At 60.8% G+C, this 14,589-nt stretch carries 13 protein-coding genes; 6 read left to right on the top strand and 7 right to left on the bottom strand.

What is annotated here, in order from left to right; translation table 11 throughout:
• Window positions 1–119: 119 nt before the first annotated feature.
• The 6 genes from ACR0IR_RS14250 to ACR0IR_RS14225 all read left to right on the top strand — a co-directional run bounded on the left by ACR0IR_RS14250 (window position 120) and on the right by ACR0IR_RS14225 (window position 7,016).
• Window positions 120–1,505 carry a 1-acyl-sn-glycerol-3-phosphate acyltransferase gene (locus ACR0IR_RS14250; RefSeq protein ID WP_170365366.1) on the top strand — a complete coding sequence of 462 codons (1,386 nt, stop codon included), beginning with the start codon at window positions 120–122 and terminating at the stop codon, window positions 1,503–1,505.
• A gap of 112 nt (window positions 1,506–1,617) precedes the next feature.
• On the top strand, window positions 1,618–2,904 hold the full coding sequence (gene ccrA / locus ACR0IR_RS14245; protein ID WP_170343314.1) for a crotonyl-CoA carboxylase/reductase: 1,287 nt from the start codon (window positions 1,618–1,620) through the stop codon (window positions 2,902–2,904).
• 362 nt (window positions 2,905–3,266) lie between these two features.
• Complete coding sequence (locus tag ACR0IR_RS14240; RefSeq protein WP_170342173.1) at window positions 3,267–3,986, top strand: helix-turn-helix transcriptional regulator; 720 nt, start codon at window positions 3,267–3,269, stop codon at window positions 3,984–3,986.
• A gap of 82 nt (window positions 3,987–4,068) precedes the next feature.
• Window positions 4,069–4,707 carry an acyl-homoserine-lactone synthase gene (locus tag ACR0IR_RS14235; RefSeq protein ID WP_170360153.1) on the top strand — a complete coding sequence of 213 codons (639 nt, stop codon included), beginning with the start codon at window positions 4,069–4,071 and terminating at the stop codon, window positions 4,705–4,707.
• Between the two features lie 51 nt (window positions 4,708–4,758).
• Window positions 4,759–6,291: an ATP-dependent DNA helicase gene (locus tag ACR0IR_RS14230; protein WP_170365364.1), complete on the top strand. Its 1,533-nt coding sequence runs from the start codon at window positions 4,759–4,761 to the stop codon at window positions 6,289–6,291.
• Window positions 6,288–7,016, top strand: a complete 729-nt coding sequence (locus ACR0IR_RS14225; protein WP_170365362.1) for an SDR family oxidoreductase — start codon at window positions 6,288–6,290, stop codon at window positions 7,014–7,016. Before ACR0IR_RS14230 ends, ACR0IR_RS14225 begins: the two co-directional genes overlap by 4 nt.
• Window positions 7,017–7,019: 3 nt before the next feature.
• On the opposite strand, the gene ACR0IR_RS14220 is transcribed toward ACR0IR_RS14225, so the two are convergent.
• The 7 genes from ACR0IR_RS14220 to ACR0IR_RS14190 all read right to left on the bottom strand — a co-directional run bounded on the left by ACR0IR_RS14220 (window position 7,020) and on the right by ACR0IR_RS14190 (window position 14,546).
• The gene (locus tag ACR0IR_RS14220; protein ID WP_170360158.1) at window positions 7,020–7,784 is read right to left on the bottom strand and encodes a TIGR02186 family protein; all 765 of its coding nucleotides are present in this window, start codon (window positions 7,782–7,784) and stop codon (window positions 7,020–7,022) included.
• A gap of 1 nt (window position 7,785) precedes the next feature.
• Entirely contained in the window at window positions 7,786–8,706 is a 921-nt protein-coding gene (locus ACR0IR_RS14215) for a sulfite exporter TauE/SafE family protein (RefSeq protein WP_170343309.1), read from the bottom strand.
• Between the two features lie 121 nt (window positions 8,707–8,827).
• Entirely contained in the window at window positions 8,828–9,751 is a 924-nt protein-coding gene (locus ACR0IR_RS14210) for a sulfite exporter TauE/SafE family protein (protein WP_170343308.1), read from the bottom strand.
• Between the two features lie 90 nt (window positions 9,752–9,841).
• Window positions 9,842–10,810 carry an ABC transporter permease gene (locus ACR0IR_RS14205; RefSeq protein ID WP_170365360.1) on the bottom strand — a complete coding sequence of 323 codons (969 nt, stop codon included), beginning with the start codon at window positions 10,808–10,810 and terminating at the stop codon, window positions 9,842–9,844.
• Window positions 10,810–11,904 (bottom strand): ABC transporter permease, encoded by a 1,095-nt coding sequence (locus ACR0IR_RS14200; protein WP_170365357.1) that lies wholly within the window; start codon window positions 11,902–11,904, stop codon window positions 10,810–10,812. The genes ACR0IR_RS14205 and ACR0IR_RS14200 overlap by 1 nt, the downstream gene beginning before the upstream one ends.
• Before the next feature lies 1 nt (window position 11,905).
• Window positions 11,906–13,435, bottom strand: coding sequence for an ABC transporter ATP-binding protein (locus ACR0IR_RS14195; protein ID WP_093963455.1), 1,530 nt, complete (start codon window positions 13,433–13,435; stop codon window positions 11,906–11,908).
• Window positions 13,436–13,547: 112 nt separating this feature from the next.
• A complete protein-coding gene (locus ACR0IR_RS14190) occupies window positions 13,548–14,546 on the bottom strand; it encodes a BMP family lipoprotein (RefSeq protein WP_093963454.1) in 999 nt (332 codons plus the stop codon).
• Window positions 14,547–14,589: the final 43 nt, after the last annotated feature.

The raw sequence follows: 14,589 nt of genomic DNA, 5'->3' as shown, positions 1-14,589 counted from the left end.
ACAATATTTCTCTCATGGGTTCTAAAGCGCAATTTTCAGCACATGTCAATTCGCTGCGTTGCGGCATGTACGGCGTGCTGCCGATTGTGACAGCGGCGGTTTGATGGCACTGTGCGGGCATGACGCAGACCGTTGAGTTACCGATTTGGCTGTTTGTTCTGATCGTGGTGTTTGCCGCGGTCACCTTCGCCTCGCATTTCCTGTTCCCGTCGGTGCGCTGGTTCTTTCGCCGCCGGCTTGAACGGGCTGTTGAACGGTTGAACCAGCGCCTGCAACGGCCGATCCAGCCGTTCAAACTGGCCGAGCGTCATGACATGATCCAACGCCTGATCTATGACCCGCAGGTTGGTCAGGCTGTTCAGCACCACGCCGAAGAACATGGCATCCCCGAAGCGGTCGCGTTCGAGCAGGCCCGGCGCTACGCCCGGGAAATCGTCCCTTCGTTTTCGGCCTTCATGTACTTCAGCTTTGCCATTCGGTTGGCTCGATGGTTGAGCAACGCGTTCTACAATGTCCGCCTCAGCCACGAGGACGAGGCCGCATTGAAGGAGATCGATCCCAAAGCAACCGTGGTCTTTGTGATGAATCACCGGAGCAACATGGATTATGTTCTGGTGACCTATTTGGCCGCGCAACAGTCGGCGCTGTCCTATGCGGTGGGCGAGTGGGCACGGGTCTGGCCGCTCAGCCGGTTGATCCGCGCGATGGGGGCCTATTTCATCCGGCGCAAGTCCGGCAGCGAACTCTACCGGCAGGTTCTGGCCAGCTATGTGCGCCTGGCCACCAATGCCGGTGTGACTCAGGCGATGTTCCCCGAGGGCGGTCTGAGCCTCACCGGGTCTTTGGGACGACCCAAACTGGGACTGCTGAAATACATCATCGACGGCACCAGTCCCGATGGTCGCGACGTCGTGTTCGTACCGGTTGCGCTGAACTATGACCGGGTGCTGGAGGATACGATTCTGACCACCGCCGCCTTGGGCAGCGAACGGCGGTTCCGCGCGCGGATCGGCGTGATCACAAGGTGGAGCCTGAAACAGATATGGCGCCGTATCATCGGGCGTTACAAACGGTTCGGTCTTGCCTCGGTCCGATACGGCCTGCCCATTTCGCTGCAGGAGTTTCGCGAACAAGCCGGCCCGGACCTGATGACGGATCTGGCTCGAGAGTTGATGCGCCGGATTGGTCGGGCGATTCCTTTGGTCCCAGCGCCCGCCGCGTGCTGGCTCGTTCGCGAAAACGGCACCATCTCCGAGTCTGACGTTCAGTCACGGATCGTCGAGCTGATGCGGCGCGAGGGCGCCACTGACGAAGACCTGAAGGCCATCCCGCCAGCGATCGAACAACTGGTCGAACGGCGAATACTGAGCAGAAACAACGGTATGCTGTCGCCATCGGTCGATCGGCTGGATCTGATGAAGTATTATGCGGCCTCAGCGCCCATCAGCGAAGACCCGGATGGTTCTGCGACTGCAAAAGAAATTTCTGCGGCTGCTGGGTCATAAAATTTCAATAATGATCCGAAATGGGTTGCAAAATTACTCATGGGCCAATATTCCAGCCTATGAAGCGCGCGATTCTGCGTCGCGGCGAACACGTTTGACAGAGGAGGCCACAATGGCTTTGGACACCGACGGCGGCATCGCGTCCTACGAGGCACCGGAAAAAGACCTCTATGAGATGGGTGAAATCCCTCCGATGGGATATGTGCCAAAACAGATGTATGCATGGGCCATCCGCAAAGAGCGCCACGGCGAGCCCGACACTGCGATGCAGTTGGAAGTGGTCGATGTTCCCAAGCTGGACAGCCACGAAGTGCTGGTTCTGGTGATGGCGGCGGGCGTCAACTACAACGGTGTTTGGGCCTCGCTCGGCAAACCGATCAGCCCCTTTGATGGCCACAAGGCCCCGTATCACATCGCGGGCTCAGATGCGTCGGGCATCGTCTGGGCGGTGGGCGACAAGGTGAAACGCTGGAAGGTCGGCGACGAGGTCGTGATCCACTGCAACCAGGACGACGGCGACGACGAAGAGTGCAACGGCGGTGACCCGATGTATTCACCCAGCCAGCGGATCTGGGGCTATGAAACGCCCGATGGGTCATTTGCGCAATTCACCAACGTGCAGGCGCAACAGCTGATGCCGCGCCCCAAGCACCTGACCTGGGAAGAAAGTGCCTGCTATACGCTTACGCTGGCCACTGCCTATCGGATGCTGTTCGGACACGAGCCGCATGATCTGAAGCCGGGCCAAAACGTTCTGGTCTGGGGCGCGTCGGGGGGTCTGGGCTCCTATGCGATCCAGCTGATCAATACAGCCGGAGCCAACGCGATCGGCGTGATCTCGGACGAAAGCAAGCGCGACTTCGTCATGGGGTTGGGCGCCAAGGGCGTCATCAACCGCAAGGACTTCAACTGCTGGGGCCAGTTGCCCACGGTCAACACGCCGGAATATGCCGAGTGGTTCAAGGAAGCCCGCAAGTTCGGTAAGGCGATCTGGGACATCACGGGCAAGGGCGTGAACGTCGACATGGTGTTCGAACACCCCGGCGAGAGCACCTTCCCGGTCTCGACCTTTGTCGTCAAAAAAGGCGGCATGGTCGTGATCTGCGCCGGGACCACCGGCTACAACCTGACCTTTGACGTTCGGTACATGTGGATGCACCAGAAGCGTCTGCAGGGTTCGCATTTCGCGCATCTCAAGCAGGCGTCTGCTGCAAACCGGCTGATGCTGGAGCGGCGTCTCGATCCCTGCATGTCCGAAGTGTTCACTTGGAAAGAACTGCCCGAGGCGCACATGAAAATGATGCGGAACGAGCACAAGCCGGGCAACATGTCTGTCTTGGTTCAGGCCCCGCGTACGGGCATGCGGACCTTGGAAGAGGTTCTGGACGCCCGCGGTTGATCACCGCGCTTTGAAAGCAAGCGCCCGCGAATCGTTCAGACGGTTCGCGGGCGTTTTGCGTTCAGAAGATGGGATATTGTTTTTCAATGCCATGCAAATTCGGGACCCGCTGTTTTTGGGGAGTAGAAAGCAGTGAATAGGCAAGAAAACAGCGTACATGTTATGGTTGTGTTAACCCTTCGTTAACTGTTTCGGAGAGACCATGATGGCGCGAAATGAGTGGATACTGGACGTATTGTCGGACCTCAACGCCTTCGCCGTTGCGAATGGGTTGACCGCGCTGGCCGAGCAGCTTGACGACACCAGGCTGATCGCCGCGGCCGAAATTGCGTCCCTGAACGATGAGGCAAATGCGCCGTCGAATGGGAACACAGTTCGATTTGAGCCAGGTCTTGGAGGATTTGGAAAACACCAGCACGCTTGACGAGCTGGGTGCGGTTGCTGTCCGCATCAGGGACAAACTGAAGGTCGATCACATCGTCTATCACTGGGTCGATGGCGCCGGCGATCAATATGGCTACACCACCTATCCGGATGCCTGGGCCGACCGATACCGTGAACGCAACTATCACCGAATAGATCCCGTAATCCTGGGCTGCTTCCAGCGGTTTCATCCGGTCAATTGGAAATCTCTGAACTGGTCCGGCAAGGTCGCAAAAGCCTTTCTGCAGGATGCTTTGGATCATGGTGTCGGCAATCAGGGCTATTCGATCCCAATTCGTGGGCCGAATGGCCAGTTCGCGCTTTTTACGGTCAATCACAGTTGCAGCGACGAGGCTTGGGGTGCCTTCATCGTGACCTACAGCCGCGAGTTGATACTGCTCGCCCACTACTTCAACCGCAAAGCTTTGGATTTCGAGCAGGACCGCAGACCTGAATCCGCGCGCGGTCTCTCTCCGCGCGAGATCGACGCGATGACGCTACTGGCCTTGGGCTACAGCCGGGCGCAGGTCGCGCACTCCCTGTCTATTTCCGAGCACACATTGCGTGTCTATATCGAAAGCGCCCGGTCCAAGCTGGGTGCTCTGAATACAACCCATGCCATCGCCACTGCCCTCAGCAGAGGATTAATAGTGGTTTAAGGCCCGCGCGAGGGCCACACGGTAAATTAACCACGACTTTGTACCCCCTTCGTTCCAGTACTGGGCGACAAGGGGAAAAGTCATGCTGCGTTATGTTTACGCTGACGAGCTTCATAAATTTCCAAAATTGGCCGAGGGGATGTTTCGCGACCGCGCAGATCAATTCAAAACCCGCCTCGGATGGGATGTTCATGTCAATTCCAAAGGAGAGGAACGGGATCAGTATGATGATCTGAACCCGCTGTATGTCATCTGGGAAGAGCCGGACGGCAGTCACGGCGGATCGATGCGGGTATTGCCCACGACTGGCCCTGTCATGGTAAATGAGGTGTTCGGGCATCTGACCGGCGGCAGCCCAATCCGCAGCCCGCTGATCTGGGAAGTGACGCGGTTCTGCCTGTCCCGCACCGCTCATCCACACACGGCCGGGGCAATCATGCTGAGCGGGGGGGAGATCATGGAAGGCTTCGGTCTGACCCACATCGCCGGGGTCTTTGATGCAAGGATGATCCGCATCTATCGGCTAATCGGTTCCTCGCCGGTGGTCTTGGGCTCGGAGGGGGCGGGCCGTGACCAGATTTCGGTCGGTCTTTGGCCCTATTCCGCTGACGATTGCAACCGCGTGGCCGAGCGGGCGGGCATCCCGCGCGAGCTGTCGCGATTGTGGTTCAAGACGGCGTTCGGGTCCGCCGCGCGGCATCGGTTCGCACTGTCTGCCTGACGTTGAATTCCGCATCTGGCGCAGGTTGGCGCGGCCCTGTAGGGTCGCGCCATGTCTCTGCCCAAGGTTACTTTTTCCGAAGATCAGGCCGCCGCGTTCGACAGCATTGCCCAGATGCTGAAAACCGCAGGCGTGGACCTGGAAGATGATGCGCTGCTCAAGCTGCCCGGCCAGGGCGAATCGGGGGTCATGGCGGTGATCGGCAAGGCCGGGTCGGGCAAGACCCTGCTGTTGGCCGAACTCTTCAAGGCACTGGCCGAGACCGGAGTTCAGATCGTCTCGGGCGACTATGAAAGCCGCAAATCGAAAGACAAGCGCAGCCTTGCCATTTTGGCCCCGACCAACAAGGCCGCCAGCGTGTTGCGATTGCGCGGTGTTCCGGCCACCACCATTCACCGCATTCTGTACACGCCGGTCTATGATCCGGAATACGAACGGATCGCCGAGTGGCTGGCGGGCAATGACGACCGCCCTGAGATCGAAGGCCTGACCGACGAGGCGTTGGACCGCGCGGCCGCGTTCTATGCCAACAACAAGTCCATCCCGGGTGCCCTGGCCGCCGCCGGCCTGCGCGGGTCGGATTTCATAACCGGATGGAAACGTCGCGACGAGCCGCTGGATATCGGGTTCGTCGATGAAGCCTCGATGCTGGACGACCGCCAGTTCGAGGATCTCAAAGAAATTTTTCCTACCTTGTTGCTGTTCGGCGATCCGGCACAGTTGGCACCGGTGAATCAGTCCGGGTCGATGGTGTTCGATGCTTTGCCCGAACCGCGCAAGCTGATCCTGCACCGGGTGCACCGGCAAGAGGCCGACAACCCCATTCTGGACCTGGCCCATGCGCTGGCCGATCCTGCCATGGGGTTCGAGGATTTTGAACGTCTTGTCGAGCAGACCGCCCGCACGGATGACCGTGTGGTCTGGGGCCAGCGGGTCGAGGTCGACCTGATGGCCCGCAGCCCGGTTCTGGTCTGGCGGAACGCGACGCGTATCCGGCTGATCCAGGCCTTCCGTCAGGTGCATGGCGCCCCCGAGACCGAGCTGTTGGAAGGCGAACCGTTGATCTGCGACGGGATCGAGCTGCCGCTGAAGCACCGCAAGAAACGGCTCGACCTCGAGGCGCGCGGGCTGATCAAGGGCGCGCAGGTGATCTATCTGGGGCCGGGGCGCAAGCCGGGGTTCTCGCGGCTGCATGTCATGGGGGCCGAAGACCCGCAGGTCAGCGCCGCGTCGATCGTGCAGATCGAAAAACCGGACGAGGAAGAGCCCTTCATCCCCTTTGCCGCGCGCATGGGGGCCACGTTTCTGCATGGGGCCGCCGTGACGATCCACAAGGCGCAGGGCTCGCAATGGGACACGGTGCAGGTCTTTGCCCCTGACCTTTACGCCGCCGCCCGCATGGGCCGGACCGAGGCCGGGCAACCCCTGTGGAAACGGCTGGCCTATGTGGCCATCACCCGGGCGCAAGAGCGGCTGATCTGGGTGGTGCGCAACCGGCTGTCCAAACCAAGCCACCCGCTGCGGGTTGACGACCTGCGTGCGGTCCCGGCCGCAAAACTGACGCTGGAGGCGGAGGAGACGTGAAGACGATCATTGTAACCGGGGCAAGTTCGGGCATCGGGCGGGCGACGGCCGAGCTGTTTCTGGACCAGGGCTGGAAGGTCGGCCTGTTGGCACGCAGTGCGGACAAGCTGAGCCAGATGGCCGCGACGCGCGAAAACGCCATTCCCCTGGTGGCCGACGTAACCGACCCCCAAGCGGTGTCGGCGGCGTTCGATGAATTTAAGGCGCAGGCCGGACGGTTGGATGTTCTGTTCAACAACGCGGGTATTTTCGCGCCCGCAGGCACGATCGACGAAATCGCGCTGGACGACTGGTATCAGAGCGTCAACGTGAACCTGAACGGGATGTTTCTGTGTGCCCGTGCCGCCTTTGGCGCGATGCGGCGGCAGAACCCGCAAGGTGGACGCATCATCAACAACGGCTCGATCGCGGCGCATGTGCCGCGTCCGAACTCCGTGCACTACACCGCCACCAAACACGCGATTACCGGGCTGACACGAAGCCTGTCGCTTGACGGCCGCGCCCATGGGATCGCCTGTGGGCAGATCGACATCGGAAATGCCAGAACCCAGATGGTGCAGAACCTGGTCGATACGGCGGTTGCTGAAGGGCGAGAGCCTGATCCGACGATGGCGGTCGAAGATGCCGCGCGCTCGGTCCTGCACATGGCCATCCTGCCGCCCGAAGCCAACGTCCAGTTCATGACCGTGATGGCAACGACGATGCCGTATATAGGGCGCGGGTAGCGGTCAGTTTTCGCGCAACAGTCGGAAAGCCGTCGAAGCGCCCCAGCCTGCGGCGATGGCAATGACAAGGGACATCAACCCGTACCAGACCGGCTGTTGACGCGACATGTTGTAGAGAAACCGCTCGAGCCCGACTTTCCGAACGTCGATAACCGTCTCGAACTGCGAAATGACTTCGCCGTTTCGCATCAGGAAGATGCGGGTCAGGTAGTCGCCTTCGGTCAGGTCGGCCGGCATCTCGATGGAGGTGCGGAATAGCGTTTGCTCATCCACGGCAACCGTGTTCTCCCGGATCGAGTACAGGCCCTCATCCTCTCGGATCCTGACGACAGCCCGGGCGAAATCCTGAGCCTCCCGAATATGCATGGCTGCCCCGACGGACCGGATCGCGCGCCGGATCGAGATGCGATAGCGCAGATCTTCGGTGTCGGTGATGATGTCCGTGAACGGTGCGCTTGTAGCGACTGCGTAGAAGCTGGGTGCGGAATCGACCAGAACGCTGTCGGTATTCACCCAGATGCCGAATTTCTTTTCCTTACGCCGCACCATCACCGGCTCGGACGGGCCCGCGACTGCCACGATCACCTCCAGCGGAGGGCCGGGCGGGATCGGCGCCTCGCGCTTGACGGCGCCAAAGATCAGAATCTCGGATCCGTCGAAATCGGCGGTAATGGCTACGCGATCCTGGCTGAGGCCAAGAACGACCTGCTCATCCGCGGCGTGGACGGGGAGGGTCAGGAACACAAGGGCGATGAACCAGCGCAACACGTCAATGCCCCCCATCGGTGCCAAGCGAGTAGAGCTCGGCCGGTTGCAACAACAGATCCAGGGCCAGCTTGCCGCAAACCGCCAAGACAAGAGCGGCCAGCAGAACGCGCAGCTGCTCGGCCGGGATGCGTGCCCCCAGCACGGTCCCGATCTGAGCCCCGATCACCCCGCCAACCAACAGTAGGACAGCCAGCACGATATCGACCGTAAAGTTGGTCGTGGCGTGCAGCATGGTGGTGAAGCCAGTGACGAAAATAATCTGGAAAAGGGATGTCCCCACAACCACTTTGGTTGGCATTCCCAGCAGATAGATCATGGCGGGCACCATGATGAATCCGCCGCCCACGCCCATGATCGCCGACAACACGCCGACGAACAGGCCGACAAGCACCGGCGGAATGACCGAGATATACAGCCCCGAGGTCCGGAACCGCATCTTGAACGGCAGGGCGTGGATCCACCCCCTCTGGCGCCGTTTGACAGGGACCCCACCTGCCTTGCGGGACCTGCGCAGCGCATTGAGGCTTTCAAAGAACATCAGCCCGCCAATGACGCCCAGAAAGACGACATAGCAGAGCTTGACCAGCAGATCGACCTGACCCAGGCTTTTGAGATAGTTGAAGAAGACAACGCCCACGGCGGCGCCGATCAGACCACCCACAAGAAGGACCGTGCCCATCTTCAGGTCGACCGTCTTTCTGCGGAAATGCGCCAGCACCCCCGAGAATGACGAGGCAACGATCTGGTTCGCCTCGGTTGCCACAGCAACGGCGGGTGGGATGCCGATAAAAAACAGCAGCGGGGTCATCAAAAAGCCGCCACCGACACCGAACATACCGGACAGGATCCCCACCATGCCGCCGAGGCCAAGCAGCAGAAAGGCGTTTACGGAAACTTCGGCGATAGGCAGGTAGATATGCATGTGGTCTAGCCGATCCGTACTGCGGTGGACTGGTTAATGCGAGCAAAGGCAGGCGCGCTGCGTTGGGCGAAGAAACGGACTGGCGGGTACATGGCGGTTTCGAAGGATAAACTGGTCACGATCAAACCCCCGCCAATTCAGAAAGCGAATAGAATTCTGTCGGAGCCACGATCAGTTCCAGCCCGACTTTTCCGGCCACGATCATGACCAGTACCGCCAGCAAAACCCGCAGCTGCTCAGCCTTCAACCGAGCGCCGACCATGCTGCCGAACTGGGCCCCAACGACCCCCCCGATCAACAGGAACAAGGCCAGCACGATATCCACGCTGAAGTTGGTCGAAGCGTGGATCATCGTCGTGAACCCGGCCACGAAAATGATTTGAAACAGCGAGGTTCCGATCACCACCTTTGTTGGCATTCCGAGGATATAGATCATTGCCGGAACCATGATGAACCCGCCGCCAACGCCCATGATGGCCGACAGGATTCCGACGCCAAAGCCGACCAGGATGGGTGGAATGACCGAGATGTACAGGTTTGACTCGCGGAACCGCATTTTGAACGGCAGTGCATGAACCCAGGTGCGTTGGCGGCGTGCGGTCGGTGCGGTGCCGCCCGCCGCTCGTGACCGGCGGATTGCACGCAGGCTCTCAATGAACATCAAGGTGCCGATGAGGCCAAGAAACACGACGTAACACAGCTGGACCGCCAGATCGACCTGTCCCAAATGCTTGAGATAGTTGAAGACGAGCATCCCCAGCGTCGCGCCGAGCAGGCCGCCGCCCAACAGAACCGATCCCATCTTCAGGTCTACGGTCCTGCGCTTGAGATGGGCCATCAGCCCCGAAAATGAGGATGCCACCACCTGATTGGCCGATGTCGCCACGGCGACTGCAGGTGGAATACCGATCAGAAACAGCAATGGCGTGATCAGAAAACCGCCTCCCACTCCGAACATGCCGGACAGAACGCCCACGGAAACACCAATCGCCAGCAGGACAAACGGGCTAACGGATACTTCGGCTATGGGAAGGTAGACGTGCATACCCTCTTAGAGCGCTTGCGGCATGCAAAATCAACTCTGCATGCCGCTTTGCAGCAAACAGGACTGAAAAGCAGTCCTGAACTGGCCTTATCAGCGCTCTTTCACATAAGGCTCGCCACCGGCCCTTGGCGGGACCGCTTTGCCGACGAAACCTGCCAGGATCACCACGGTCAGGATATAGGGCAGCGCGTCCATGACCTGAACGGGGATAATGATGCCGCCCAGGTCGATATTCTGGAACCGCAGAGCGACAGCCTGCAGCAGCCCGAACAGCAAACACGCCCACATGGCGTGCCACGGCCGCCACTTGGCAAAGATCAGTGCAGCCAGTGCGATGAAGCCCCGGCCGGCTGTCATGTCTTTGACGAACCCTGCCTGCAACGCAGTAGCCAAATAGGCCCCGGCGATGCCACACAGCACGCCACAGATGGCGACGGCCGCGTAGCGAAGCCCCACCACCGAGACGCCCGCGGTGTCCACTGCCGCCGGGTTTTCACCCACGGCGCGCAGGCGCAGGCCAAAGCGGGTGCGGAACAGCACCCACCAGGTGGCGGGCACCATCAGGAACGCCACGTAGACAAGAATCGAGTGGCCTGAGAGCAGTTCGGCGTAGATGGGACCGATGATCGGCACACCGCTCAGAGCCTCGGCGAAGGGGAAGTTGATCGGCTCGAACCGGCCGCCCCCGAACAGCGACGGCGTGCGACCGCCTTGCTGGAACCAGTCCTGGGCCACCAGCACGGTCATGCCGGCAGCCAGGAAGTTGATGGCGACACCGGAAATCAGCTGGTTGCCCCGGAACGTGATCGAGGCAAGCCCGTGCAGGCCAGACAGCACCAAGGACGATGCAATGCCGGCCAGCAGGCCCAGCCATACCGACCCGGTGACGGCGGCAACGGCGGCCGAGAAGAATGCGGCCATCAGCATCTTGCCTTCCAGGCCGATGTCGAAAATGCCAGCGCGTTCCGAATACAAGCCGGCCAGACAGGCCAGAAGCAGCGGCGTGGCCAGGCGAATGGTCGAGTCCAGAACCTGGACGATCGTCAGGAACAACTCCATCAGTTCGCCTCCTTCCGCAGGGCCAGGAACAGCTTTTCAAGCGGCATGCGCACCATGTTGTCCAGCGCTCCGGTGAACAGGATCACCAGCGCCTGGATCACCACGATCAGCTCGCGCGGGATCGACGTCCACAGGGCCAGTTCCGCACCCCCCTGATAGAGGAAACCAAACAGGATGGCCGCCAGGAACACGCCGAATGGGTGCGAGCGGCCCATCAGGGCCACCGCGATGCCGATGAAGCCCGCGCCCTCGGTCGAGTTCAGAACCAGCCGCTCGGCCTCACCCATGACGTTGTTGATTGCCATCAGGCCCGCCAGAGCGCCCGAAATCAGCATCGCCACGATGGTGATGCGCACCGGTGAGATACCGGCATAGACCGCACCGGTTTCCGAATGCCCATAAGCCCGAATTTCATAGCCCAGGCGAGTGCGCCAGATCAGCGCCCAGACTACGATGCAGGCGATGACCGCGATGATCAGCGAGATGTTGGCCGGAGCCGCCTTGGAGAAGGTGATCCCGATCGGGGCCAGCATCTCGTGCAGGGTGGGCAGATGTACCGCCTCGGCAAAGCGGGCGGTCGCCGGGTCCTGCGAGCCGGCCGGTCGCATCACGTTGACCAGCATGTAGTTCAGCAGCGCCGCAGCGATGAAGTTGAACATGATCGTGGTGATCACGATATGGCTGCCGCGCTTGGCCTGCAGATAGGCCGGTATCGCAGCCCAAGCCGCGCCGAACAGCATGCCGGCGGCCATCGCAGCCAGCAGAGCGATGCTCCAATGCGGCCACGGTACATAGAGGCACACCATGGCTACGCCCAGTCCGCCCAACATGGCCTGACCCTCGCCACCGATGTTGAACAGACGCGCGTGAAAGGCCACTGCAACCGCAAGGCCGGTGAACATGAAGTTGGTGGCATAATACAGGGTATAACCCCAGCCATAGGTCGACCCCAGCGCGCCGGTGACCATCAGGTTCACCGCCTCGACCGGGTTTTCGCCAATGGCCAGAATGACCAGTGTCGACAGGATTGCGGCCAGGATCAGACTGATGAGCGGGATCAGAATGACGTCGGCCCATTTGGGCATCTTATCCATGTTACGCGGCCTCCCCCGCAACACCGGCCATCAACAGGCCCAGTTCTTTTTCATCCGTTTCATGGGGCAGGCGCTCGCCCATGATATGTCCGTCGAACATCACTGCAATCCGGTCGGACAGAGAGAAGATCTCTTCCAACTCGACCGAGACCAGCAGGATCGCCTTGCCCTGATCGCGCAGGGCGACGATCTGCTTGTGAATGAACTCGATCGCGCCGATGTCCACGCCGCGGGTCGGCTGGCCCACCAAAAGCAAATCGGGGTTCCGCTCGATTTCGCGTGCAACCACGATCTTCTGCTGGTTTCCACCCGAAAAGTTCTTGGCAGACAGCCAGCCATTAGGCGGACGCACGTCGAATTTCTCGATCTTGCGTTCTGTGTCGGCGCGCAGTGCGGCGTTGTTCATGAAAATCCCGCGCTGATAGGCGGGGTCGCGGTGATAGCCGAAGGCCACGTTTTCCCAGGCGTGGAAGTCCATGATCAGACCTTCGCGTTGCCGGTCTTCGGGCACATGGGCGATGCCTTGGGCGCGCCGGGCCTGACCGTCGGCCTCGGGTCCGCTGAGCGCCAGAGGCGTACCATTCAGTTTGATCACGCCTGATCCCGGGCGCATCCCGCCCAACACTTCGAGCAGCTCGGACTGCCCGTTGCCGGCGACGCCTGCGATGCCCACGATCTCGCCCGCGCGGACGGTCAGGTCGATACCTTTGACGCGCTCGACGCCCGCCGAATCCGTCACCCGCAGGTTCTCGATTTCCAGAATCGGCTTGCCGGGTTTGGCCGGCACCTTGTCGACGCGCAGCAGAACCTTGCGCCCGACCATCAGCTCGGCCAGTTCCTCGGGGTTGGTCTCGGCGGTCTTGACCGTGGCGGTCATCTGTCCGCGGCGCATCACCGACACTGTGTCGGTGGCTTCCATGATCTCGCGCAGCTTGTGGGTGATCAGGATGATGGTCTTCCCTTCGGCGCGCAGCCGGTCGAGGATGCGGAACAGCTGGTCGGCCTCGGCCGGGGTCAGCACCCCGGTGGGTTCGTCCAAAATCAGGATCTCCGCCTTGCGATACAGCGCCTTGAGGATTTCGACCCGCTGCTGCATTCCCACGCCGATCTCGTCGATGCGCTTGTCGGGGTCCACGAACAGCTCGTATTCTTCCTCGAGCTCTTTCAGCTCTTTCCGGGCCTTGGCCAGCGAGGGGGCCAGCAGCCCGCCATCTTCCGCGCCCAGAACGATGTTTTCCAGAACGGTGAAATTCTCGACCAACTTGAAATGCTGAAAGACCATGCCGATGCCCGCGGCGATCGCGGCCTGGCTATCGGGGATGTCGGTCTTTTTACCGTTGATCCAGATTTCACCTTTGTCGGCCTTGTAGAAGCCGTACAGAATGCTCATCAGCGTGGACTTGCCCGCACCGTTTTCACCGATGATCCCGTGGATCGTGCCGGGGGCGACGCTGATCGAGATGTCCTTGTTCGCTTGGACTGGCCCAAAGGCTTTGGAAATCCCTTTGAGCTCGATGGCGGGGACTGTCATGTCTTGTCCTCGATTGCCGTAGAAGCTGCGCTGATTTCGCTATCATTCGGTCGTGGCGAAACAGCGGCATGAGTGGATGCGGGACGGGAGGTTTCCCCCGCCCCGCGCGATATCAGAACTGCAGTGCCGGGCAGCTGTCGTTCTCGTAGTAGCTGACGACGGTGACATTGCCGTCGATGATGTCGCGGCGCGCCTTTTCGACGGCGGCTTTCATCTCGTCGCTTACCAGCGAGGCGTTGTTTTCATCCATGGCAACGCCGACACCGTCCTGTGCCAGACCCATGGTGAACTTGCCGGTCTCGACATCTTCGCCTGCTTTCATGGCGTCATAAACGGCCACATCCACGCGCTTGAGCATCGAGGTCAGGACCTTGCCCGGGTGCAGGTGGTTCTGGTTGCTGTCCACGCCGATCGACAGGATGCCTTCGTCGGCCGCGGTCTGCAGAACACCGACGCCGGTACCGCCTGCGGCGGCGTAGATCACGTCAGCGCCTTGGCTGATCTGAGCTTTGGTCAGCTCAGAGCCCTTCACCGGGTCGTTCCATGCGGCCGGGGTGGTGCCGGTCATGTTGGCGACGACGTTGATGTCAGGGTTTACGGCCTTTGCGCCCTGGGCGTAGCCGCAACCAAAGTGCCGGATCAGCGGAATGTCCATGCCGCCGATGAAGCCGACGGTACCCGACTTGGATGCCATCGCGGCCATCATGCCGACCAGGTACGAGCCTTCATGCTCGGCGAACGAGACCTGGCGGATGTTCGGCGCGTCCAGCCAGCTGACGTCGACGGCGACGAACTTGGTGTCGGGATAGTCAGGTGCGACGGCGGCCAGCGGATCAGCCATGGCAAAGCCCATGGTGATGATCGGGTTTGCACCGGCTTCAGCGAAACGACGCAGGGCTTGTTCGCGCTGCGCTTCCGACTGCAGCTCGATTTCGCGATAAGACTTGCCGGTCTGGTCGGCCCAGCGCTTGGCGCCGTTATGGGCTGCTTCGTTGAACGATTTGTCGAACTTGCCGCCCAGATCGAAGATGATCGCCGGTTCGGCCAGCGCCGCACCTGCGGTCAGTGCAAACGCGGCGGCCGCGCCCATCAAGGATTTCATCAGGGTCATCATATACTCCCGTTGTTTTTTTTGGCTTCGGGGCAGGGGCTTT

Source organism: Ruegeria sp. CF2, assembly GCF_056537385.1.
The sequence above is the reverse complement of the archived record's forward strand: the minus strand, read 5'-3'. Positions and strand labels throughout refer to the sequence as shown.